The sequence below is a fragment of the Serinicoccus kebangsaanensis genome, from assembly GCF_008919445.1.
GTDB lineage: Bacteria > Actinomycetota > Actinomycetes > Actinomycetales > Dermatophilaceae > Ornithinicoccus > Ornithinicoccus kebangsaanensis.
This window is the reverse complement of sequence record NZ_VSLG01000023.1, coordinates 1-22,898: the sequence shown is the minus strand read 5'-3', so window position 1 is coordinate 22,898 and position 22,898 is coordinate 1. Positions and strand designations below refer to the sequence as shown.

20 protein-coding genes are annotated in these 22,898 nt (G+C 71.6%); 15 read left to right on the top strand and 5 right to left on the bottom strand.

What is annotated here, in order from left to right; genetic code table 11:
- Positions 1-42: 42 nt before the first annotated feature.
- A complete protein-coding gene (gene aceB / locus FXF60_RS16215) occupies positions 43-1,656 on the bottom strand; it encodes a malate synthase A (RefSeq protein WP_151527020.1) in 1,614 nt (537 codons plus the stop codon).
- Positions 1,657-1,797: 141 nt separating this feature from the next.
- On the opposite strand from aceB, the gene FXF60_RS16210 reads away from it, so the two are divergent.
- The 6 genes from FXF60_RS16210 to FXF60_RS16185 all read left to right on the top strand — a co-directional run bounded on the left by FXF60_RS16210 (position 1,798) and on the right by FXF60_RS16185 (position 8,054).
- Positions 1,798-2,226: a GNAT family N-acetyltransferase gene (locus FXF60_RS16210; protein WP_151527019.1), complete on the top strand. Its 429-nt coding sequence runs from the start codon at positions 1,798-1,800 to the stop codon at positions 2,224-2,226.
- 56 nt (positions 2,227-2,282) lie between these two features.
- On the top strand, positions 2,283-3,806 hold the full coding sequence (locus FXF60_RS16205) for a molybdopterin-dependent oxidoreductase (RefSeq protein WP_151527018.1): 1,524 nt from the start codon (positions 2,283-2,285) through the stop codon (positions 3,804-3,806).
- A gap of 28 nt (positions 3,807-3,834) precedes the next feature.
- Positions 3,835-4,566 carry a fasciclin domain-containing protein gene (locus FXF60_RS16200; protein WP_151527026.1) on the top strand — a complete coding sequence of 244 codons (732 nt, stop codon included), beginning with the start codon at positions 3,835-3,837 and terminating at the stop codon, positions 4,564-4,566.
- 192 nt (positions 4,567-4,758) lie between these two features.
- Positions 4,759-6,639, top strand: coding sequence for a translation elongation factor 4 (gene lepA / locus FXF60_RS16195; protein ID WP_151527025.1), 1,881 nt, complete (start codon positions 4,759-4,761; stop codon positions 6,637-6,639).
- On the top strand, positions 6,636-7,346 hold the full coding sequence (gene trmB, locus FXF60_RS16190; protein WP_151527017.1) for a tRNA (guanosine(46)-N7)-methyltransferase TrmB: 711 nt from the start codon (positions 6,636-6,638) through the stop codon (positions 7,344-7,346). The genes lepA and trmB overlap by 4 nt, the downstream gene beginning before the upstream one ends.
- A 159-nt stretch (positions 7,347-7,505) precedes the next feature.
- A complete protein-coding gene (locus FXF60_RS16185) occupies positions 7,506-8,054 on the top strand; it encodes a hypothetical protein (RefSeq protein WP_151527016.1) in 549 nt (182 codons plus the stop codon).
- A 295-nt stretch (positions 8,055-8,349) separates the two neighbouring features.
- Here the strand turns inward: FXF60_RS16185 and ppk2 are convergent, their stop codons facing one another.
- Positions 8,350-9,240, bottom strand: coding sequence for a polyphosphate kinase 2 (gene ppk2, locus FXF60_RS16180; protein WP_151527015.1), 891 nt, complete (start codon positions 9,238-9,240; stop codon positions 8,350-8,352).
- Positions 9,241-9,324: 84 nt separating this feature from the next.
- Between ppk2 and hemW the strand changes: the two genes are divergently transcribed.
- Positions 9,325-10,548 carry a radical SAM family heme chaperone HemW gene (gene hemW, locus FXF60_RS16175; RefSeq protein WP_151527014.1) on the top strand — a complete coding sequence of 408 codons (1,224 nt, stop codon included), beginning with the start codon at positions 9,325-9,327 and terminating at the stop codon, positions 10,546-10,548.
- Positions 10,549-10,955: 407 nt separating this feature from the next.
- On the opposite strand, the gene FXF60_RS16885 is transcribed toward hemW, so the two are convergent.
- From FXF60_RS16885 to fumC, 3 genes are all read right to left on the bottom strand, one after another.
- Positions 10,956-11,483 (bottom strand): DUF4870 domain-containing protein, encoded by a 528-nt coding sequence (locus FXF60_RS16885; RefSeq protein WP_238335894.1) that lies wholly within the window; start codon positions 11,481-11,483, stop codon positions 10,956-10,958.
- Positions 11,484-11,488: 5 nt separating this feature from the next.
- Entirely contained in the window at positions 11,489-12,376 is an 888-nt protein-coding gene (locus tag FXF60_RS16165) for a DUF3097 domain-containing protein (protein WP_151527013.1), read from the bottom strand.
- A 247-nt stretch (positions 12,377-12,623) separates the two neighbouring features.
- A complete protein-coding gene (gene fumC / locus FXF60_RS16160) occupies positions 12,624-14,027 on the bottom strand; it encodes a class II fumarate hydratase (protein ID WP_151527012.1) in 1,404 nt (467 codons plus the stop codon).
- Positions 14,028-14,111: 84 nt separating this feature from the next.
- On the opposite strand from fumC, the gene hrcA reads away from it, so the two are divergent.
- The 8 genes from hrcA to era all read left to right on the top strand — a co-directional run bounded on the left by hrcA (position 14,112) and on the right by era (position 22,368).
- Positions 14,112-15,131 (top strand): heat-inducible transcriptional repressor HrcA, encoded by a 1,020-nt coding sequence (hrcA, locus tag FXF60_RS16155; protein WP_151527011.1) that lies wholly within the window; start codon positions 14,112-14,114, stop codon positions 15,129-15,131.
- Positions 15,132-15,223: 92 nt separating this feature from the next.
- Positions 15,224-16,351, top strand: coding sequence for a molecular chaperone DnaJ (gene dnaJ / locus FXF60_RS16150; RefSeq protein ID WP_151527010.1), 1,128 nt, complete (start codon positions 15,224-15,226; stop codon positions 16,349-16,351).
- A gap of 3 nt (positions 16,352-16,354) precedes the next feature.
- Positions 16,355-17,086 carry a 16S rRNA (uracil(1498)-N(3))-methyltransferase gene (locus FXF60_RS16145; protein WP_151527009.1) on the top strand — a complete coding sequence of 244 codons (732 nt, stop codon included), beginning with the start codon at positions 16,355-16,357 and terminating at the stop codon, positions 17,084-17,086.
- Positions 17,083-18,486, top strand: coding sequence for an MFS transporter (locus tag FXF60_RS16140; protein ID WP_151527008.1), 1,404 nt, complete (start codon positions 17,083-17,085; stop codon positions 18,484-18,486). The genes FXF60_RS16145 and FXF60_RS16140 overlap by 4 nt, the downstream gene beginning before the upstream one ends.
- A gap of 13 nt (positions 18,487-18,499) precedes the next feature.
- Positions 18,500-19,549, top strand: a complete 1,050-nt coding sequence (locus FXF60_RS16135) for a PhoH family protein (RefSeq protein ID WP_151527007.1) — start codon at positions 18,500-18,502, stop codon at positions 19,547-19,549.
- Positions 19,546-20,064, top strand: a complete 519-nt coding sequence (gene ybeY, locus FXF60_RS16130; RefSeq protein ID WP_151527006.1) for an rRNA maturation RNase YbeY — start codon at positions 19,546-19,548, stop codon at positions 20,062-20,064. Before FXF60_RS16135 ends, ybeY begins: the two co-directional genes overlap by 4 nt.
- Positions 20,061-21,455, top strand: coding sequence for a hemolysin family protein (locus tag FXF60_RS16125; RefSeq protein WP_238335893.1), 1,395 nt, complete (start codon positions 20,061-20,063; stop codon positions 21,453-21,455). The genes ybeY and FXF60_RS16125 overlap by 4 nt, the downstream gene beginning before the upstream one ends.
- On the top strand, positions 21,445-22,368 hold the full coding sequence (era, locus tag FXF60_RS16120; protein ID WP_151527005.1) for a GTPase Era: 924 nt from the start codon (positions 21,445-21,447) through the stop codon (positions 22,366-22,368). The genes FXF60_RS16125 and era overlap by 11 nt, the downstream gene beginning before the upstream one ends.
- The last annotated feature ends 530 nt before the right edge of the window (positions 22,369-22,898 follow it).

Below are 22,898 nucleotides of genomic sequence, written 5' to 3'. Positions count from 1 at the left end.
CCAGTGGCCTCCTGAGCACCCTAACCGCGTGCCCGCGCCACGTCAGGGCATGGTCTCGTAGGCCGGCACGGTGAGGAAGTCGGCGAACTCGTCCGCGACCGCGACCTGGAGGAACAGCTCGGTCGCCGCGGCGTAGTCGTCGGCGTCTCCCGGGAGGTCCGCCAGCACCTCGTCGGTGAGCCGCTGGACCAGCTCGCGGGTGACCGTCTCCCCGGTGTCGGCGAGGGTGACCTCCTGGTGCAGCCACTGCCACACCTGGCTGCGGCTGATCTCCGCCGTGGCGGCGTCCTCCATGAGGTTGTGGATCGCGACGGCCCCCCGTCCGCCCAGCCACACGGTGAGGTACTGGACGGCGACCTCGATGTTGGCGCGCAGGCCGGCCTCGGTGACCTCGCCCGGGGTGTCCCGGACCGCGAGCAGGTCGGCGGCGGTGACGTCGACGTCGTCGCGGGTGCGGTCGATCTGGTTGGGCCGGTCGCCGAGAGTCGCGTCGAAGACTTCTCGGCAGGTGGGAACCATCGCGGGGTGGGCCACCCAGGAGCCGTCGAAACCGTCGCCGGCCTCGCGCTCCTTGTCGGTGGTCACCTTGTCGTAGGCCGCGGCGTTCACCTGCTCGTCCTTCGCGGGCACGAAGGCCGACATGCCGCCGATGGCGTGCGCACCCCGCCGGTGGCAGGTCCGGACCAGCAGCTCGGTGTAGGCGCGCATGAACGGCGCGGTCATGGTCACCGAGGCACGGTCGGGGAGGACGAAGTCCCGTCCACGGGTGCGGTAGGTCTTGATCACGCTGAAGAGGTAGTCCCAGCGGCCGGCGTTCAGGCCGGCCGAGTGGTCGCGGAGCTCGTAGAGGATCTCCTCCATCTGGAACGCGGCCGGGTAGGTCTCGATGAGGCAGGTGGCCCGGATGGTGCCCTGGGGTATGCCCAGCGCGTCCTGCGCGAGGACGAAGGCGTCGTTCCACAGCCTGGCCTCGAGGTGGTGCTCCATCTTGGGCAGGTAGAAGTAGGGTCCCTTGCCGGCGTCCAGCTGCAGCTGGGCACTGGCGCACAGGTAGAGCGCGACGTCCACGAGCCCTCCGGCAGCCCGCTCGCCGTCGACGGTGACGTGCTTCTCGTCCAGGTGCCAGCCGCGGGGTCGCATGACGATCGTCGGCAGCTCCTGCTGGTCCGTGGTGACCAACGCATACTCCTTGCCCTCGGGCGAGGTGAACGAGATGGTCCCGCTGATCGCGTCGCGCAGGTTGATCTGGCCCTCGACGACGTTCTCCCACAGGGGGGTGTTGGCGTCCTCCTGGTCGGCGAGCCAGACACGGGCACCGGAGTTCATCGCGTTGATGGTCATCTTGCGGTCGGTCGGCCCGGTCATCTCGACCCTCCTGTCGACCAGGCCCGGGGCCGGCTCCGCGACCCGCCAGGAGTCGTCGTCGCGGACGTGTGCGGTCTCCGGGTCGAAGTCGAGGTCCTCACCCTCGGCGACCCGGCGGACCACGTCGGCCCGCGCCTCGAGGCACTGCTGCCGGCGGGGCTCGAGCTCGCGGTGCAGGGCGGCGACGAGGTCCAGCGCCTGCCGCGTGAGGATCTGCTCGTAGCCCGGCTGGAGGGGCCCGTCGACGACGACCCCGTCCGGCAGATCCAGGGCTGGTGAGGTGGACGACATGGTGCTCCTAAGTCCGCGATATGGAATCTCGAATCCGACTGGCGAAATAAGCATACCGGCCGGCCCGGAGGGCGTCCACCCCTGGCGGACTGGTGCCGGTGCCGATGGCGCCCGCTGGCACCCCTGGCTACAGTGCCTGGTGTGGCTGGCCACGAGATCCTCATCAGCGACGACGACCGACCTCGGCGGGACGAGTTGCTGGCGCTCTACGACGCCGTCGGGTGGTCCGCCTACACCACCGATCCGGAGACCCTCGAGGCGGCGGTCGCCGGCTCCACCCGGGTCGTCACGGCCCGCTACGGCGGGGAGCTGCTGGGGCTGGCCCGGGTCGTCTCCGACGGTGCCAGCATCGCCTACCTCCAGGACGTCCTGGTGCGCCCCGAGCTGCAGCGCGAGGGGGTCGGTCGTTCCCTGGTGCACGCCGCGCTCGAGCCGTTCTCGTCGTGCCGGCAGAAGGTGCTCCTCACCGACGACGAGCCCCGCCAGCGAGCCTTCTACGAGTCGCTCGGGTGGACCGAGATCCGCGAGCACCAGGACGGCCGGTTGAGGGCGTTCGTGCAGTCGGGATGAGGGGTACGTGACCTAGGTCACACATCCGTGGGCGTGTCCCGGGCCGAATCCTGGGCATGACCACGACGCTCTCCCCCCGCGCCTCCCGGCTCGGCGCTGCGGCCTCCGGCCTGCTCGCCGGGGCCGCCGGCGTGCTGGCCGGGGAAGGGTTCTCGCGGCTCCTCGGGGTGACCGGCCCGGTCGTCGCCGTGGGCAACCGCGCCGTGGACCTCACGCCTCGCCCGGTCAAGGAGTGGGCGATCGACACGTTCGGCTCCTCCGACAAGCTGGTGCTGCTCGCCGGCGTGCTGACGACCCTGGTGGTCGCCCTCGCCGCGATCGGCTGGGTGGGGGCACGCCACCGGACGGCGGCCCTGGGCGGCATGACGCTGCTCGTCGGGCTGGCTGCGGTCTCGATGCTGCTGGACCCCGCCCAGGGTGGTGGGCTGCCGGCCGTGCTCGGCGCGGTGCTGGCCATGCTGCTCGTCGGCGTCGGTGGGCTGGCCTGGTTGCTCTCCACGCTGCGGGCCCCCCGTGCGGAGGGTGAGGGTCCGCGTCGGCGGAGCGTCCTGGCCGCCGCGTCCGGTGTGGCTGCGGTCGGCGTGGCCGGAGGCACCGCCCGCACCCTGGCAGGACAGCCCGCGTCGTCCGGCCTCAGCCTGCCGGACCCGGCCCAGACCGCGGAGCCGCTGCCCGACGGCGTGAGCTTCGACGTGGACGGCCTGACGCCCCACGTGACCCCGACCGCCGACTTCTACCGCGTCGACACCGCGCTCGAGGTCCCTCGCGTCGACGCCGAGAACCACGTGCTGCGGATCACCGGCATGGTGGACCGCCCGCTGGAGCTCACCGTCGCCGACCTGCTCGACCGGCCGCTCGTGGAGCGCCGGATCACCCTGACCTGCGTCAGCAACGAGGTCGGTGGGGACCTGCTCGGGACGGCGACCTGGATCGGCCTACCCGTGCGCGAGCTGCTCGAGGAGGCCGGCATCCAGCAGGGGGCGGACGCCGTGCGCTCGGTGAGCACCGACGGCTACACCGCGGGCACCCCGCTCGAGGTGCTGACCGACGACCGCGAGGCGCTGCTCGCGCTGGGGATGAACGGCGCTCCGCTGCCGCCGGAGCACGGCTACCCGCTGCGGATGGTCACGCCCGGTCTCTACGGCTACGTCTCGGCCACCAAGTGGCTGACCGAGCTCGAGGTGACGCGGTTCGCCGACTTCACCGCCTACTGGACCGACCGCGGGTATGCCGCGAAGGCCCCGATCAAGCTCTCGTCCCGGATCGACGTGCCCGGGTCCTTCGCCCAGCTGGAGGCGGGCGACGTGACCGTCGCCGGCGTCGCCTGGGCGCAGACCGTCGGCATCGAGCGGGTCGAGGTGCGGGTCGACGAGGGGGAGTGGCAGGACGCCGAGCTGGGCGTCGAAGACTCCGACCAGACCTGGCGCGCCTGGCGCTGGGTGTGGCCGGCCGAGCCGGGGTCGCACCGGCTCGAGGTCCGCGCGACCGATCGCGCGGGCAAGGTTCAGACCTCCCGGCGGGAGCCCATCGCTCCTGACGGGTCAACCGGGTGGCACAACACGACGGTCTCCGTCGCGTGACCACCGACCCATCAGAAAGGAATGCATGATGCGTATCTCCAAGGGAATTCTTGCCGTCTCCATGGCCTCGATGCTGGCCCTGTCCGCCTGTGGCGGGGGCGAGGAGATGGCCGACGAGGGCGGCAGCGCCGCCGAGAGCTCGAGCGAGGACATGGCCTCGGAGGAGGACACCTCTGAGGACATGGAGTCCGAGGAGGACATGGAGTCCGAGGACGACATGGCCGACGACGAGATGGAGTCCGAGGACGACATGGCCATGGACCCGGCCGCCAACCTGGTCGGTCCCGGCTGCGAGGACTACGCCGAGCAGGTGCCGGACGGTGCGGGCTCGGTCGAGGGCATGGCGCAGGACCCGGTCGCGGTCGCCGCGGGCAACAACCCGCTGCTCACCCAGCTGACCGCCGCCGTCTCCGGCGGCGTCAACCCGGACGTCGACCTGGTCGACACCCTCAACGGTGACGAGTTCACCGTCTTCGCCCCGGTCGACGAGGCCTTCGAGGCCATCGACCAGGAGACGATGGGCACGCTCCAGGAGGACGCCGACCTGCTCAGCTCGATCCTCACCTACCACGTCGTCCCGGGCCAGCTGACCCCGGACGAGGTCGTGGGCGAGCAGACCACCGTCCAGGGCGAGACCGTCGAGGTCTCGGGCTCCGGTGACGAGCTCATGGTCAACGACGCCTCCGTCATCTGCGGTGGCGTGCAGACCGCGAACGCCACCGTCTACCTCATCGACGGTGTGCTGATGCCGCAGGGCTGACCCCCAGACCGCGCCGCCGCAGGCCGAGACCTCCTGCGGCGGCGCCTCACGAGACACGCCCGTGTCCCTCTCCTTCCGTGGGGGGCACGGGCGCGTCTGCCTCCTGTCGCGGGCGGCGCCACCCGCCCGGCATGGGACACTGAGGGTCGTCATCCGCCCACCCGCGACCAGCCCACCTGTGAGGTGCCCGCCCTGTCCCCGCTCGCCCGCCCCGAGTCGGTGCCCCAGCCGGCAGCGACCCCGCCGGAGATCATCCGCAACTTCTGCATCATCGCCCACATCGACCACGGCAAGTCCACGCTGGCCGACCGGATGCTGCAGGTCACCGGTGTCGTCGACCAGCGGCAGATGCGGGCGCAGTACCTCGACCGCATGGACATCGAGCGGGAACGCGGCATCACCATCAAGAGCCAGGCGGTGCGCATGCCCTGGGCCACCGGCACACCGGCCGGGGACCAGGCATACATCCTCAACATGATCGACACCCCGGGCCACGTCGACTTCACCTACGAGGTGAGCCGCAGCCTGGCGGCCTGCGAGGGCGCGGTGCTGCTGGTCGACGCCGCGCAGGGGATCGAGGCTCAGACGCTGGCCAACCTCTACCTGGCGATGGAGAACGACCTCGCGATCATCCCGGTGCTCAACAAGATCGACCTGCCCTCGGCCCAGCCGGAGAAGTATGCCGAGGAGATCGCCGGCCTCATCGGCTGCGACCCCGAGGACGTGCTCAAGGTGTCCGGCAAGACCGGGGAGGGTGTGCCCGAGCTGCTGGACCGGATCGTGGAGGAGATCCCTCCGCCGGTCGGTGACGCCGACGCCCCGGCCCGGGCGATGATCTTCGACTCCGTCTACGACACCTACCGCGGCGTGGTGACCTACGTCCGGGTCGTGGACGGCAGCCTCTCGCCCCGCGAGCGGATCGCGATGATGTCCACCAAGGCGACCCACGAGCTGCTGGAGATCGGGGCGATCAGCCCCGAGCCCGCGCCGACCAAGGGACTGGGGGTCGGGGAGGTCGGCTACCTCATCACCGGGGTGAAGGACGTGCGCCAGTCCAAGGTGGGCGACACCGTGACGGGGGAGCGGCGGCAGGCGAGCACCCCGCTGGGCGGCTACAAGGACCCCAGGCCGATGGTCTTCTCCGGCCTCTACCCGATCGACGGGTCGGACTACCCGATCCTGCGGGACGCGCTGGACAAGCTCAAGCTCAACGACGCGGCTCTCGTCTACGAGCCGGAGACCTCCGGCGCGCTCGGCTTCGGCTTCCGCGTCGGCTTCCTCGGCATGCTGCACCTGGAGATCGTCCGGGAGCGGCTGGAGCGGGAGTTCAACCTCGACCTCATCTCGACCCTGCCGAACGTCTCCTACGACGTGCGCCTGGACGACGGCACCGAGCTGGAGGTGACCAACCCCAGCGAGTTCCCGGCGGGCAAGATCGCCTCCATCACCGAGCCGGTGGTCCGCGGCACGGTCCTGGCACCGAGCGAGTTCATCGGGGCGATCATGGAACTGTGCCAGTCGCGGCGCGGCACCATGCTCGGGATGGACTACCTGTCCCCCGAGCGGGTGGAGCTGCGCTACACGCTGCCGCTGGCGGAGATCGTCTTCGACTTCTTCGACGCGCTCAAGTCCAAGACCCGCGGGTATGCCTCGCTCGACTACGAGCCCTCCGGCACGCAGGAGGCCGACCTGGTCAAGGTGGACATCCTGCTGCAGGGCGACACGGTGGACGCCTTCAGCGCGATCGTGCACCGGGACAAGGCCTACGCCTACGGCGTGCAGATGGCCGGCAAGCTCAAGGAGCTCATCCCGCGGCAGCAGTTCGAGGTGCCGATCCAGGCGGCCATCGGCTCCCGGGTCATCGCCCGGGAGACGATCCGCGCGATCCGCAAGGACGTCCTGGCCAAGTGCTACGGCGGTGACATCAGCCGCAAGCGCAAGCTGCTGGAGAAGCAGAAGGAGGGCAAGAAGCGGATGAAGATGGTCGGCTCCGTCGAGGTGCCGCAGGAGGCCTTCATCGCCGCGCTCTCCCAGGACGGGAGCGACGCCGAGCCCGCGAAGAGCAAGAAGTGACCGCTCACCGCCTCGCCCGGACCCGCTCCTTCACCCGGCGCGGCGACCGGATGCTCAAGCGGTCGCACCAGGAGGCCTGGGACCGGTATGCCGGCGACCTGGTCCTGGACGTCCCCCGCCCGCACGGCGAGGGGTCGACCGCGGTGGACCCGGCATACCGGATCGACCCGGCGCAGATCTTCGGCCGGAGCGCACCGCTGGTGATCGAGATCGGGTCCGGTTCGGGCGACGCGCTGGTGCACGCCGCGACCGAGCGCCCCGAGTGGGACTTCATCGCCCTCGAGGTGTGGCGGCCGGGGATCGGGCACACGCTGGCCAAGATGGGGCGGGAGCCGCTGACCAACGTGCGCTTCGTCGAGGCGGACGCCGCGATCGCGCTGCGGACCCTGCTGCCGCCGGGCTCCGCGCACGAGGTGTGGACCTTCTTCCCCGACCCGTGGCCCAAGACCAGGCACCACAAGCGCAGGCTCGTCTCGCCCGACTTCGCGGACACGGTGGCCGCGCTGGTCCAGCCGGACGGCCGGTGGCGGCTGGCGACCGACTGGGACCACTACGCCGGCGCCATGCGTCAGGTGCTGGACGGGCATACCGCGTGGGAGCTGGTCTCCACCGGGCGCGCGCCGCTGCGCCCGATGACCCGCTTCGAGCGGCGCGGCACCGAGGCGGGACGGCAGATCACCGACCTCGCCTACCGCCGGCACCCCTGAGCCGCCCACTCCCGCGGCCCCGACGCGCCGAGTGGCCCACTCCGGTCCGCCGGGACCGTGGTGAGGGCGACCGAAGTGGGCCGCTCGGCACTCACGCGATGTGCCAGCAGGCCCTGTGGACGACCGTCACCGGGGCGGTGGATCGGGCAGTGTCGACGGGTGGGCCACACCTTCGACCTCGACCCGGTCTTCACCCCGGCCCAGGCCAGGGCGGCCGGACTGTCCCGTCAGCGGCTCGAATCAGGGCCCTACCGCCAGGTGGTGCGCGGGGTGTATGCGCAGCTGCGGACCGGTGATCGCGCCTGGGTGGAAGCACAGGCAGCCGTCCTCGTGGCGGCGGTGGACGAGGCCTGGGCGTCGCACCACACGGCCGCACGGCTCTACTCAGCTGTGGTGCCGGACACCCCGCAGCTGCACGCCACCGTGCCACCCACGGTCAAGCGTCGCCGTCGTGAAGGGGTGGTCGTCCACTGGGGCAGCGGCGAGACGCGCTGCTTCCGCGGGGTCCGGGTCTCCTCTCCGACCCAGACCTTCCTGGATCTCAGCAGCACGCTCGACCTGGTGGACCTGGTCGTGCTCGGTGACTCCCTGGTCCGACGTCAGCGGTCGGCTGGTTCGGAGGCTGGACGCGGCGGACCGTCCCACGCGCACGGCGGTGGAGTACGACGGCCGGCACCACGTGGCACGCGAGGAGCAGTGGGAGGCTGACATCGGGCGTCGCGAGGAGTTCGAGGACGCCGACTGGCGGATCATGACGCTCGTCAGCAAGGACGTCTTCGCGACGCCAGAGCAGACGCTGGAGCGGCAGGAGCGCCTCTTCCGGCAGCGCGGCATACCGATCGGTCGGCGCTCCCAGGAGTGGCGACGGTTCTTCCGGGGCCGCACAGACGGCAGAGACCCGACGTGGCTCGCCGAGTGGCCCACTCCGGCGGGAGCGCCACCCGTTTCAGCCTGCCGAAGTGGGCCACTCGGCACGTCCCACGGCGACGCCGCCCCGCTGTCGTCAGTCGCCGGCCGTGTCCTGCGCGCGCTTGACGAGCCGCGGGTCGGGGCGGAGGACGACGTCGTGGTCCTTGCCCTCGTACTCGAACTGGGACAGGAAGTGCCGCATCGCGTTGATCCGGGCCCGCTTCTTGTCGTTGCTCTTGATCGTCACCCACGGTGCCCAGTCGGTGTCGGTCCGGCGGAACATCTCCTCCTTGGCCGAGGTGTAGGCCTCCCAGCGGTCCAGGCTCTCGAGGTCCATCGGCGACAGCTTCCACTGCCGCACCGGGTCCAGCTGCCGGATGGCGAAGCGGGTGCGCTGCTCGGTCTGGGTCACGGAGAACCAGAACTTGGTGATGGACACCCCGGACTCGACCAGCATCTGCTCGAAGAGCGGCGCCTGGATCATGAACCGGTCGTACTCGCTCGTGGAGCAGAAGCCCATGACCCGTTCCACGCCGGCGCGGTTGTACCAGGACCGGTCGAAGAGCACCATCTCGCCCGAGGTCGGCAGGTGCTGGATGTAGCGCTGGAAGTACCACTGGCCGGCCTCGACCTCGGTGGGCTTGTTGAGCGCCACCACCCGGGCTCCACGCGGGTTGAGGTGCTCGGTGAAGCGCTTGATCGAGCCACCCTTGCCCGCGGCATCCCGCCCCTCGAAGAGCAGGACGTGCCGGCTGCCGTGGTCCTTGGCCCAGTACTGGAACTTCAGCAGCTCCACCTGCAGCAGCCACTTCTCGACCTCGTAGTAGTCCCGGGTCATCCGCTCGCTGTAGGGGTAGTCCTCCCGCCAGGTGTCGACCGCACTGCCGTCGGGTGTGATCAGATCCGGGTCCGACCCCTGGTCGTCGCGCACCGTGTAGCCCTGGTCACGCAGGGTGTCGATGTACTCGCGGAGGCGCTGCTGCACCCTGCGACCCTAGCGCGCCGAGGTGTCGCGGAGGTGGACGGCCCGTGAGCCTCGGGGTGGCCGGTCGGGTGGGACACTGGGGCCATGCCCTCCGCATTTCCACCGGGTGAACCCGCGCCCGAGGACGGCTCCCTGCCGGACTCCGCGCTGGAGGGTATGCCGGGCCGCCCGTTCTCCGTCTACCTGCACGTGCCCTTCTGCCGGGTCCGGTGCGGCTACTGCGACTTCAACACCTACACGCTGCCGGAGCTGGCGGACGGTGCCGCGCCGGAGGGCTACCTGGGCGCCGCGCATACCGAGATCGAGCTGGCGGCCCGGGTGCTGAGCACCGGCGAGGACCGACCGGTGTCCACCGTCTTCGTCGGGGGCGGCACCCCGACCATGCTCTCCCCGGACGCCCTCGGCTCCCTCGTCGCCGACGTGCGGGACCGGTGGGGGCTGGCTCCCGGCGCCGAGGTGACCACGGAGGCCAACCCGGACACCATCACCCCCGAGGTCGCCGCGCAGCTCGCCGAGCAGGGATTCACCAGGGTCAGCCTGGGCATGCAGTCCGCCGTGCCGCAGGTGCTGCGGACGCTGGACCGGACCCACGACCCGGCCGGGGTGTCGCGGGCCGTGCGCGCCGTCCGGGAGGCGGGGATGCAGGTCAGTCTGGACCTGATCTACGGCACGCCGGGGGAGTCGCAGGCGGACTGGCAGACGAGTCTCGACGCGGCCGTCGCGCTGCAGCCGGACCACGTGTCCGCCTACGCGCTGGTGGTGGAGCCGGGGACCCGGCTGCACGGCCAGGTGCGCCGCGGGGAGGTCGCCGCGCCGGACGACGACGACGAGGCCGACAAGTACGAGCTGGCCGACGAGGTGCTCTCCGCGGCAGGCTACGGGTGGTACGAGATCTCCAACTGGGCGCTGACCATGGACCGTAGGTGCGAGCACAACCTGGCCTACTGGAGCGGGGCCGACTGGTGGGGGATCGGGCCGGGGGCGCACAGCCACGTCGGCGGCGTGCGCTGGTGGAACGTCAAGCACCCGCGAGCCTACGGCGACCGGCTCGGCGCCGGCCGCAGCCCTGTGCACGCCCGGGAGATCCTGGACGAGCAGGAGCGGTATGCCGAACGCGTGCTGCTCGGGGTCCGGCTGGCCGACGGGCTCCCGGTGGCGGCGCTGGAGGACGCGGGGCGCCACGCCGTCGCAGGTCTGGTCGGCGACGGTCTGGTCGAGGGGCGCGCCGCGGTGCGGGGGCGCGTGGTGCTGACCCTGCGGGGACGGCTGCTGGCGGACACGGTGGTGCGGAGGCTGCTCCCGGGCTGAGGACTTCACCGACACGCCACCGCCGGTCCGTCGGCAGGACACCTGGACCGGCCACAATGAGACCAGACCCTGCCGGGTATGAGCGCGCAGGGCCTGGTGAGTGTGTGAGTGAGGTGTGGCCCGGTTCGCGAAGTATGAGTTCGCGAACCGGGCCACTGACCAGCCGTGATGCTGCTGGACGGTGCGCAAGGTGCCAGAGGCTCGACTCCCGCATCACGAGAGTTCCGTCCCGGAGGACGGTCGAATCCTCGACCAGCCTTGCGACCCGCTCTCCCCGGAGGGAGTGCGTAGGGACATGTCTACGCCTTCCCCTGCCGCCGCGCAAGAGCTGTGCCCAAGAAAATGCTGATCCTCGGCGTGTCGTGGTTGACACGCCGAGGATCAGTGAATCGAGTGACGCGTGTGGATCAGCTCAGCAGGCGCAGCTGGAACGGGTAGTCGTAGACCCGTCCGTCGGCGGCCCGCAGGGCGCCCTTGATGTGGCACCAGAGCTGGACCACGAAGATCGCGATCCATCCCGGGATGGCCCAGATGAACCCGATGCCGAGGGTGATGATCACGCTGATCCAGAGCACGATGCTGGCGATGCCCAGGCTGAGGTTGAAGTTGAAGGCGCCGGCCGAAGCGGAACGCACCGCGGCGGACTTGTCCTTGTAGAACAGCCAGATCAGCAGCGGGCCGAGGAAGGGCAGCCACCCCGCGCTGAACAGCATGGCGATCGGTCCCGAGAGGTGGGCCAGCAGCATCATGGTCCGCTCGTCACCCTGAGGGGCGGAACCACGCTGCCCTCCTGGGAAGCCGGCCGGCTGCCCGTAGCCCTGCGGGCCGGGAGGCGGCCCCTGGGGTGCGCCCTGCTGCGGATGGCCCTGCGGCCCGCTGGTCTGCTGCGGGTCCTGCCAGGACCCCCCGGTGGGGGGAGGTGGGGTCTGGGTCATGCTGCTCACTCCTCGCGAGATGGTGGAACCGTGACGAAGTCGATCAACTCTTCGACGCTGGCCAGCAGCGTCGGTTCCAGGTCACTGTAGGAACGTACCGTCGCCAGGATCTTCTTCCACCCCAGTGCCACGTCGGTCTGGGTCCGGTGCGGCCAGCCCAGCTCGGCCAGGATGCCGTGCTTCCAGGACCGCCCGCGCTCGATGACCGGCCAGGTGTCCAGCCCCAGCCGCGCGGGCCTGACCGACTGCCACACGTCGACGTACGGGTGGCCCAGGATGCGCACCCACGGGCTGACCCGCTCCGCCTGCTGCACGATGCGGGTCTCCTTGGTGCCGGGCACCAGGTGGTCGACGAGGATGCCCAGGCGCTGGTCGCGGGTCGGCGCGAACGAGCGGATGAGGTCGGTCACGTCGTCTATGCCGTCGAGCATCTCGACCACCACCCCCTCCACCCGCAGGTCGTCGCCCCAGACCTTCTCGACCAGCTCCGCGTCGTGCTTGCCCTCCACCCAGATGCGGGAGCCGCTGGCGACGCGTGCCGGCTGGTCGCTCACCCGCACCGAGCCGCTGGCGGTCCGGCCGGCCTGCTCGCGGGCCGCCGCGAGCCGGGCCGTGGCCTGCTCGTCCGGGGGTGCGGTGAGGATCACCGGTGCTCCGTCGATGAGGAACCCCGGCCCCAGTGGGAAGCCCTTGCGCCTGCCCCGCCGGTCCTCGAGGTGGACCACGTGCATACCGCCGACCTTCTCCACGCCCACCACGGCGCCGCACCAGCCGGTGTCGACGTCCTCGGCGACCAGGCCGGCCTCGGCCGCGACCTCCCGGGCGCGGCCGCGCCGGGGCGCGCGCCAGTCCGTCGCCAACACGTCGGTGCCGTAGCCGTAGCGATCACTCACGAGGAGCGACCGTAACGGGTGTGACTGCCGTGACGCGTGAGGCGCGCCATCACCATCGAGCGTCGCGTGTGGTTGCTCTGAGGGGCACCGAGCGTCGCGTGTGGTTGCTTTCAGGGGCACCGAGCGTCGCCTGTGGTTGTTCCGTGGCCGTGGCTCAACCACAGGCGACGCTCGGTGGGGTCGGGGGTGACCACAGGCGACGCCCGGTGGGGTCGAGGGTGACCACAGGCGACGCCCGGTGGGAGGGTCAGACCTGGCGGGGGTGGGTCATGTCCAGCGGGACCACCCACTCGTCGAACTGCTCGGCGGTCAGGTGGCCGCTCTCCAGGGCGGCCTCGCGCAGGGTCTGGCCGGACTTGTGCGCGGCCTTGGCGATCGCGGCCGCCTTGTCGTAGCCGATGTGCGGGTTCAGCGCGGTCACCTGCATGAGGTTGCTGGCCAGGTTGGCCTCGATCCGCTCGGTGTGCGGCTCGATGCCCTGGGCGCAGCCGGTGTCGAAGGCCAGGCAGGCGTCCGCGATGAGCCGGATGCTCTCCAGCACCGCGTGCACCATGACCGGCTTGAAGACGTTGAGCTGGAAGTTGCCCTGGCTGCCCGCGAAACCGACGGTCGCGTCGTTGCCGAACACCCGGGTCGCCACCATGGTCATCGCCTCTGACTGGGTCGGGTTGACCTTGCCGGGCATGATCGAGCTGCCCGGCTCGTTCTCCGGGATGAGCAGCTCACCGATGCCGTTGCGCGGTCCCGAGGCCAGCCAGCGCACGTCGTTGGCCATCTTCATCAGCGCCCCGGCCAGGGTGCGCAGGGCCGCCGAGGTCTGCACCAGCGCGTCGTGCGCGGACAGCGCGGCGAACTTGTTGTCGGCGCTGCGCAGGTCCAGACCGGCCTCCTCGCCCATCTTGCGGGCCGCCAGCGCACCGAAGTCGGGGTGGGCGTTGAGGCCGGTGCCGACGGCCGTGCCCCCGATGGCCAGCTCGTGCAGACCCTCGCCGGCGTGCACGACCTCGCCCAGGGCGTAGTCCAGCTGCGCGACCCAGCCACCGATCTCCTGACCGAGGGTGATCGGGGTGGCGTCCTGCAGGTGGGTCCGACCGACCTTCACGACGTCGGCATACTCCTCCGCCTTGCCCGCGAGCGTGTCGCGCAGCGTCCGCACGCCGGGCTCCAGCCGGTCGCGCAGCTCCAGCAGCACCGCGATGTGCATGGCGGTCGGGAAGGTGTCGTTGCTCGACTGGCCCCGGTTGACGTGGTCGTTCGGGTGGACGGGCGTCTTGCTGCCCAGCTCGCCCCCGGCCAGCTCGATGGCCCGGTTGGAGATGACCTCATTGCTGTTCATGTTCGACTGCGTGCCGGAGCCGGTCTGGAAGACCACGAGCGGGAAGTGGTCGTCCAGCTGTCCGGAGATCACCTCGTCGGCGGCGCGCACCACGAGGTCGGCGACGTCCTGCGGCAGCTCGCCGAGCTCGGCGTTGGCCTGGGCCGCGCCCTTCTTGAGGATGCCGAGCGCCTGGATGATCGCCCGCGGCCAGACGAAGGTGTCCTGGCCGATCGGGAAGTTGTGGATGCTGCGCTGCGTCTGCGCTCCCCAGTAGCGGTCGGAGGCCACCTCGACCTGGCCCATGCTGTCCGTCTCGATGCGCACCTCGCTCATGGCGCTCATGGTATGCCCGTGCGCGCCCTCGTCGTAGACTGGCACTCCGTGCCCACGAGTGCCAGGGAGAGGAGGAGTACCACCGTGAGCGAGGACCGACGTCTGGACGTGCTGCGCGCGATCGTGCAGGACTACGTGCGCACCTCCGAGCCGGTGGGGTCCAAGTCCCTCCTCGAGCGGCACCAGCTGGGGGTCTCGGCCGCCACCGTGCGCAACGACATGGCGGCGCTGGAGGAGGAGGGTCTGATCACCGCCCCGCACACCAGCGCCGGCCGGATCCCCACGGACGCGGGATACCGCCTCTTCGTCGACCGGCTGCAGCAGATCAAGCCGATGAGCCGTGCCGAGCGCGCGGCCATCGCCCGCTTCCTGGACGGCGCGGTCGACCTGGACGACGTGGTGTCCCGCACCACCCGGCTGCTGTCCAGCCTCACCCACCAGGTCGCGGTGATGCAGTACCCCAGCCTGTCGCGCTCCACGCTGCGGCACGTCGAGCTGGTGCCGGTCGGTGGCACGCGGCTGATGATCGTGCTCATCGCCAGCACCGGGCGGGTCGAGCAGCGGGTGGTGGAGACCGGGCGCGACCTCACCGACGAGCCGGAGGCCGTGGCCCAGCTCCGGGCCCTGGTCAACGAGCTCGCCGTGGGCGAGCTCCTGGCGCAGGTGCCGGCGCGGCTCGCGGCCGTCGAGGACCGGGTCCGCCACGCGGACCGTGGCGTGGCGAGGATCGTGGTGGACGCGCTCGCCGAGGCGGCCCAGGAGCGCACCGACGAGCGCATAGCCATGGCCGGCACGGCCAACCTGGCCCGGGTCGGGAGCGACTTCCCGACCTCGCTGTCCCAGGTGCTCGAGGCGCTGGAGGAGCACGTGGTGCTGCTCCGGCTGATGGGCAGCATGGCCCTGGTGGACGACGCCCAGGCGGTGACCGTGTCGATCGGTGCGGAGAACCCGTACGAGCCGCTGCGCACGACCTCGGTCGTGGCCACCACCTACGGCGCGGCCGGCGGCCTGGGGGTGGTGGGCCCGACCCGCATGGACTACCCGCAGGCGATGGCCACGGTCCGCGCCGTCGCCCACTACGTCGCCGACATCCTGGACGGGTGAGCCACCTCACGGCATACCCCGGCCCCTGACACCGTTGAACCGAACCGGACCACGAGACCGCACACGACACGACCGCTAGGACGTCCAACGCCGTGAACGACTACTACGCCGACCTCGGAGTCGCCCGCGAGGCCACCCCTGAGGAGATCAAGAAGGCCTACCGCAAGAAGGCCCGCCAGCTGCACCCCGACGTGAACCCCGGCCCGGAGGCCGAGGCCGAGTTCAAGCGTGTCAGCCAGGCCTACGACGTGCTGGGCGACGCCACCAAGCGCGCGTCCTACGACCGGGGCCAGGACCCTTACGGCGGCGCGACCGGCGGCTTCGGGCAGGGCTTCACCTTCAGCGACATCATGGACGCCTTCTTCGGCGGCACCGCCGCCGGTGCCCGGGGGCCCCGCTCGCGGACGCAGCGCGGTCACGACGCGCTCATCCGGCTGGACGTGGACCTGCCCACCGCCGCCTTCGGCGGCGAGCAGACGCTGCAGATCGACACCGCCGTGGTGTGCACCACCTGCAGCGGCGCGGGCGCCCAGCCCGGCAGCGGCACCCGCACCTGCGACGTGTGCAGCGGGCGTGGCGAGGTGCAGCAGGTGCAGCGCTCGTTCCTGGGCCAGGTCATGACCTCCCGGCCGTGCCAGGCATGCCGGGGCTACGGCGACGTGATCGAGCACCCGTGCTTCGACTGCTCCGGCGAGGGCCGGGTGCGGACCCGCCGTGACCTCACCCTGAAGGTGCCGGGCGGGGTGGACTCCGGCACCCGGATCGCGCTGGCCGCCGAGGGCGAGGTCGGACCCTTCGGGGGTGAGCCGGGCGACCTCTACGTCGAGATCGCCGTCGAGCCGCACGACGTCTTCACCCGCCGCGGCGACGACCTGCACTGCACCCTCGAGGTGCCGATGACCGCCGCCGCGCTGGGCGCCACCATGCCGGTCGAGACCCTCGACGGCCCCGTCGAGGTGGACCTGCGGCCGGGCACCCAGCCCGGGCACACGCTGTCCCTGGACGGCAAGGGCGTGACCCACCTGCGCGGGCAGGGGCGCGGTGACCTGGTCGTCCACCTCGACGTCAAGGTCCCGTCCAAGCTCAACGACCACCAGCGTGACCTGCTCGCGCAGTTCGCCGAGAGCAGGGGCGAGTCCAGCCCGACCGGCCGGATGGGCAGCTCCACCGGTGGTCCCGGCCGCAAGCACAGCCTGTGGGACGCCCTGCGTGGCCGGTGACCGGTGAGTGACCCCCTCTTCCTGGTGGCGCCGGAGCAGCTGCGGGCCGACCGGCTGAGGCTCGACGGCCCCGAGGGTCGGCACGCGGCCACGGTCCAGCGGATCCGGGAGGGGGAGAGCGTCCTGGTCACCGACGGTGCCGGTCACGGCGCCCGCTGCCGGGTCGTGGCGACGGACCGGGCAGAGCTCGAGCTGGCCGTGGAGGAACGCCTCGACGAGCCCGAGCCGGAGCTGCGGCTGGTCCTGGCCCAGGCCCTGGCCAAGGGGGACCGCGACCTGCAGGCGATCGAGGCGGCGACCGAGCTGGACGTCGACGAGGTGATCCCCTGGCAGGCGGAGCGCAGCGTCGTCCGCTGGCGCGGGGAGCGGGCCGCGAAGTCGTGGCGGCGGTGGGACCAGAGCCTGGTCGCCGCGACCAAGCAGTCGCGCCGGATGCGCCGTCCGCTGCTGCGCGAGCAGGTCGACCGGCGCGCCCTGACCGAGCGGGTCGGGAGCTGCGCGCTGGCCCTGGTGCTGCACGAGGAGGCCACGCAGCCGCTCGCCACGGTCGAGCTGCCCGCCACCGGCGACGTGCTCCTGGTGGTCGGACCGGAGGGCGGGATCTCGCCGGAGGAGCTGGATGCCCTGGTCGCGGCTGGTGCCCTCCCGGTGCGGCTGGGCCGCACCGTGCTGCGCACCTCGACCGCCGGCCCCGCCGCCCTCGCGGTGCTCGGTGCCGCCGGTCGGTGGCGATGAGCACCCCCACCGACGCCACCACCCCGTCCGCCCGCCCGCGCAGCGGCGCGATCTTCGCACCGGGGGTCCGCAGCGCCTCCGTCGGCGCCACGGTGCTCATCGCGATGTTCGCGCTGGAGTACATCGCGGTCGCGGCGGCCATGCCGACCGTGGCCGGCGCCCTGGACGGCTACCACCTCTACAACATGGCGTTCGGTGCCACGGTGGCCCTCAGCGTGGTCGGGATGATCGTCGCCGGCTGGTGGTCGGACCGCAGCGGCCCGAGCCCGGTGGTGGTGACCGGTGCCCTGGCCTTCGCCGGTGGGCTCCTCGTCGCCGGCCTGGCGCCCTCGATGGAGGTCTTCGTCGTGGGGCGCGGGCTGCAGGGGCTCGGCAGCGGACTGGCGTCCGTCGCCATCTACGTCGTCATCGCGCAGCGGATCCCGGACCCGCTGCGACCCGCGGTCTTCTCCCTCCTGGCCGCCGCCTGGGTGCTGCCCGGCCTCGCCGGCCCGCTGCTCACCGGCACCCTGGTCGAGCACCTGTCGTGGAGGTGGGTCTTCCTCGGCGTGACCCCGGCGGTGCTGGTCGCGATGTGGGTGCTCCGGCCGGCGCTGCGGGCGACCCACCCCAGCGACGACGCGGGCCACCTCGGGGGACGGATCATCGGCTGGGCGGTGCTCGCCGCGGTCGGGGTGGGGCTGCTCAACCTCGCGGGGGAGCGCGTCACCCGTTGGGAGTATGCCGTCGGCGCGGTCGTCGTCGCCCTGCTCGTCCTCGCGGCGCGCCGGTTGCTGCCACGCGGGACGCTCACCCTCGGGCGGGGCCTGCCCTCGGTCGTCGGGGTGCGCTCGACCATGGGCGGGTCGTTCATCGCCGCGGAGGCCTACCTGCCGCTGATGCTGCGGGACGAGCACGGCTACAGCCCGGCCCAGGCCGGCGCGGTGCTCGCCGTGGCCTCGTGCACCTGGGCGTTCGGCTCCTGGTGCCAGGCACGGGTCGCGCCGGGGCGCGACCGCTACCGGCTGATGCTCGGCGGCACGACCCTGTATGCCGTGCTCATGGCGCTGCTCGCCACCGCCGTCTGGGGGTCCTGGCCGGGGTGGGTGGTGATCGGGCTCTACGGCGTCGCCACCCTCGGGGTGGGCATCGCCTACCCCACGACCTCGCTGCTCACGATGCGGCTGTCGCCGGAGCCGGAGATCGGTCGCAACTCCTCCGCGCTGCAGGTCGGCGAGGCCCTCACCAGCGCGCTGGCGCTCGCGGTCACCGGGGTCGTCTTCGGCATTTTCTACGCCACCGCACCGCACACCGCCTTCGTCGGGACGCTCGTGGTCGCCGTGGCCGTGGGGCTGCTGGCCGTGGTGAGCGCGCTGCGTGCGCGGCCCGCGCAGACGCGGTTGCCGGCCTCCGGCGTCTAGACTGGGAGTCCTGATGACGCAGACCGATCCGACCCACCGTCCGCAGCCCACGCATACCGTCGTCGTCCCCGACGAGGTGCCCATGGTCACCCTCCTGGGGCCCCGGGACGAGCTCCTGCGCACCATCGAGCGGGCCTTCCCCAAGGTCGACGTGCACGTGCGCGGCAACGAGTTCCGGCTCACCGGCGACTCGGCGGAGCTGGCGCTGGTCGAGCGGCTGGTGGACGAGCTGCTGGCGATCGTGGGGCACGGCCAGCCGCTGAACCGGGACGCCGTCGAGCGCAGCATCGGGATGCTGCGCACGGCCACCTCGGACCGTCCGGCAGACGTGCTGACGATGAACATCGTCTCCAACCGGGGCAAGACGATCCGGCCCAAGACGTTGAACCAGAAGCACTACGTCGAGGCCATCGACGCGCACACCATCGTCTTCGGCCTGGGGCCGGCCGGCACCGGCAAGACCTACCTGGCGATGGCCAAGGCGGTCGCGGCGCTGCAGGCCAAGCAGGTCAACCGGATCATCCTGACCCGCCCGGCGGTCGAGGCGGGGGAGCGGCTGGGCTTCCTGCCCGGCACCCTGACCGACAAGATCGACCCCTACCTGCGTCCGCTCTACGACGCCCTGCACGACATGGTGGACAGCGAGTCGATGTCCAAGCTCATGGCGGCCGGCACCATCGAGGTGGCGCCGCTGGCCTACATGCGTGGCCGCTCGCTCAACGACGCCTTCATCATCCTGGACGAGGCGCAGAACACCTCTCCCGAGCAGATGAAGATGTTCCTCACGCGTCTGGGCTTCGGGTCGAAGATGGTGGTCACCGGCGACACCACCCAGGTGGATCTGCCGGGCGGCACGAAGTCCGGGCTGCGGGTCGTCCAGGACATCCTCGCCGACGTCGAGGACATCCACTTCTCCCACCTGACCAGCCAGGACGTCGTCCGGCACCGGTTGGTCAGCGACATCGTCGACGCCTATGGCCGCTTCGACGAGCGCGAGCGCCGGACCCACACCGGTCGTCCCCGCCGAGAGCCGCGGTCCGCGCGCGAGGAGGGCAGCGGATGATCGAGGTCCTCAACGAGTCCGGGGAGGTCCCCTCGCCGGTCCCGGAGAGCGAGCTGGGCGACCTGGGGCGGCACGTGCTCGAGCAGATGCGGGTCAACCCGCGGGTCGAGCTGACCATCACCCTCGTCGACGAGGCCACGATGGCCAACCTGCACGAGCGGTGGATGGACCTGCCCGGGCCCACCGACGTCATGAGCTTCCCGATGGACGAGCTGCGCCCCGGGACCCCGGGGCTCGGCCGCGGCGACGACGACGCCCGGTCGGGCGTCCTGGGCGACGTGGTGCTGTGCCCCTCGGTGGCGCGCGCCCAGGCCAAGGAGGCGGGCCACGCGGTCGGCGACGAGCTGCTGCTGCTCACCACGCACGGCATCCTGCACCTGCTCGGCTTCGACCACGCGGAGCCGGCGGACGAGCGGGAGATGTTCGACCTGCAGCGCACCCTGCTGCTGACCTTCCTCGCGCACCGGGGCCGGACCACGCGCGCGGCCGACGACGACGTGGTGGGCCGCGCGTGACCACCCTCGTGCTCGTCGCGCTGCTGACGACCTGCATCGCTTTCCTGCTCACCGCGGGGGAGACGGCGCTGCAGCGGGTCACGCTGCGCCGCGTCGAGCAGCTCGTGGACGAGGGCAGGTCCGGGTCGCGCGCCCTGCTCCGGATCAGCTCCGACCCGGCTCCGTACCTCGCGGTCGCGGCGTTCGTGCGCGTCGCCGCCGAGGCGGCCACGGCGGTCCTGGTCACCGTGGCTGTCGACATCCGCACCGACTCGCACCTGCAGACCGCGCTCGTGGCGATCGCGATCATGTCGGTCGTCACGTTCGTGGCGGTGGGGGTCTCGCCGCGCACCCTGGGCCGTCAGCACACGGACTCGGTGGCGCTGCTCGCGGCACCGGTCGTGCGGCTGCTGCGGCTCTTCCTCGGGCCGGTCGCGAAGCTGCTGGTCGTCTTCGGCAACGCCGTCACCCCGGGCCGGGGGTATGCCGAGGGTCCGTTCGCCACCGAGACCGAGCTGCGTGAGCTGGTCGACCTGGCGGGGGAGTCGGCCGTGATCGAGGACGACGAGCGGGAGATGATCCACTCCATCTTCGAGCTGGGGGACACGGTCGCGCGCGAGGTCATGGTCCCGCGCCCGGACCTCGTGACCATCAAGGCGGAGAAGGTGCTGCGGCAGGCGATGTCGCTGCTGCTGCGCTCCGGCTTCTCCCGGGTCCCGGTCGTCGGGGAGGACACCGACGACGTGCTCGGGATGCTCTACTTCAAGGACGTCGCGCGCGCGGTCAACAGCCGCGCCGAGGCGGCGGGCGTGGTGCCGGTGACCGACGTGATGCGGCCGGTGCAGCGGATCCCGGAGATGAAGCGGGTCGACGACCTGCTCAAGGAGATGCAGCAGGGACGTCAGCACGTGGCCGTCGTCATCGACGAGTACGGCGGGACGGCCGGCCTCATCACCATCGAGGACATCGTCGAGGAGATCGTCGGGGAGATCACCGACGAGTACGACCGGGACAGCGTCGAGGTGGAGGAGGTCACCGGTGCCGACGGGACTACCCTCACGCGGGTGCCGGCCAACCTCCCGGTGGACGACCTCGCCGAGATGTTCGACGCCGAGATCGAGACCGAGGACGTCGACTCGGTCGGAGGGCTGCTCGCCACCGCCATCGGGATGGTCCCCATCCAGGGCGCGGTCGGGGAGGTCGCCGGGCTGGAGCTCACGGCCGAGCGGATGGCCGGGAGGCGGCGCCGGGTGGCCACCGTGCTGGTGCGCCGGGTGCCCGAGGCGGCGCAGACGTCCGACGACGACCCGGGCCAGGACGACGAGCACGCCGCCGCGGACGAGGAGACCGACCGGCCGCACCGGTCCGACGCCGACCGGCACCGCGACGAGGTGAGCTCCCATGCCCGGTGAGGAGCAGGCATACCGCGCCGGGTTCGTGAGCATCGTGGGCCGCCCGAACGCCGGCAAGTCGACCCTGACCAACGCCCTCGTCGGCAGCAAGGTCGCGATCACCTCGTCCAAGCCGCAGACCACCCGGCACGCGATCCGCGGCATCCGCACGACCGACGACACCCAGCTCATCCTGGTGGACACGCCCGGTCTGCACCGACCGCGCTCGCTGCTGGGGCAGCGTCTCAACGACCTGGTGCGGGAGACGCTGCTCTCGGTCGACGTCATCGGCTTCTGCCTGCCCAGCGACCAGCGGGTCGGGCCGGGCGACACGTTCATCGCCCGCGACCTCGCCGACCTGCACCGCGTCCGCCAGGTGCCGGTCGTCGCGATCGCCACCAAGGCGGATGCCGTCAGCCGCGACCGACTGGCCGAGCACCTGGTCGCCATCGATCAGCTCGGCGACTGGGACGCCATCATCCCCTGCTCGGCCAAGAGCGGCGAGCAGGTCGAGGAGGTGGCCGACCTGCTGGCGTCCTACCTGCCGGAGTCGCCCCAGCTCTACCCCGCCGACCAGATCACCGATGAGTCGACGCTGGTGCAGATCGCCGAGCTGGTCCGCGAGGCCGCGCTGGAGGGGGTGCGGGACGAGCTGCCGCACAGCCTGGCCGTGCAGGTCGAGGAGATCGTGCCGCGCGAGGACCGCCCGGACGACTCGCCCCTGTCCGACGTGCGGGTCAACGTCTTCGTCGAACGGCCCAGCCAGAAGGCGATCATCATCGGGCGCGGCGGGTCGCGGCTGCGCGAGGTCGGCACCGAGGCCCGCCAGGGCATCGAGGAGCTGCTCGGCCACCGGGTGCACCTGGACCTGCACGTCAAGGTCGCCAAGGACTGGCAGCGCGACCCCAAGGCGCTCGACCGCCTGGGTTTCTGACCCGGGGCCGAGTCCGCTAAGGGGCAGGCCCGAGCACGGCGTCGGCGCTCGCGGGAGAGATGACCACGGACCAGCAGGCCGGTCTCGCTCGCGCGGGTCCGTGGACGCAGCTGGACCAGGACCAGGAGCCCGAGGGCTGCGGTCGCGAGGCTGCTGAACGTGGAGCTCGCGTCCCATCCCGCCAGGAACCCGAGAGCGAGGCGGAGGAGGATCAGCACCACGACCACCACCAGCAGCACGCGCCACCACCGGGGTAGGGGCCGCTGGTAGACACGCCATTCGGTGCGTCCGGTCGTCTGCTGGCCCTCCTGCTCCTCGTCGCCGCTCATCTCGCCATCCTGCCCGGCCTCGGCGGTCCCGCCCCCCGATGAGACGGGGCAACCCTCGTCCGAGTCAGCCGGATCCGTCCCGCCGGCGCGCCCGTCGGGAACGGCTCAGGCACGCACGTGCACAGGCGATTTCTAGCCGTGGTTGCAACACCCTGATCTGAAGGAGTGTTGCGATGTGTGGCATGTGTGAAGAGGTTGCTC

Excerpts from the sequence above, each read along its gene's own strand:
- aceB (WP_151527020.1), bottom strand. The coding sequence starts at position 1,656 with ATGTCGTCCACCTCACCAGCCCTGGATCTGCCGGACGGGGTCGTCGTC.
- FXF60_RS16205 (WP_151527018.1), top strand. The coding sequence starts at position 2,283 with ATGACCACGACGCTCTCCCCCCGCGCCTCCCGGCTCGGCGCTGCGGCC.
- FXF60_RS16200 (WP_151527026.1), top strand. The coding sequence starts at position 3,835 with ATGCGTATCTCCAAGGGAATTCTTGCCGTCTCCATGGCCTCGATGCTG.
- hemW (WP_151527014.1), top strand. The coding sequence starts at position 9,325 with ATGCCCTCCGCATTTCCACCGGGTGAACCCGCGCCCGAGGACGGCTCC.
- FXF60_RS16885 (WP_238335894.1), bottom strand. The coding sequence starts at position 11,483 with ATGACCCAGACCCCACCTCCCCCCACCGGGGGGTCCTGGCAGGACCCG.
- fumC (WP_151527012.1), bottom strand. The coding sequence starts at position 14,027 with ATGAGCGAGGTGCGCATCGAGACGGACAGCATGGGCCAGGTCGAGGTG.
- FXF60_RS16140 (WP_151527008.1), top strand. The coding sequence starts at position 17,083 with ATGAGCACCCCCACCGACGCCACCACCCCGTCCGCCCGCCCGCGCAGC.
- FXF60_RS16135 (WP_151527007.1), top strand. The coding sequence starts at position 18,500 with ATGACGCAGACCGATCCGACCCACCGTCCGCAGCCCACGCATACCGTC.
- ybeY (WP_151527006.1), top strand. The coding sequence starts at position 19,546 with ATGATCGAGGTCCTCAACGAGTCCGGGGAGGTCCCCTCGCCGGTCCCG.
- era (WP_151527005.1), top strand. The coding sequence starts at position 21,445 with ATGCCCGGTGAGGAGCAGGCATACCGCGCCGGGTTCGTGAGCATCGTG.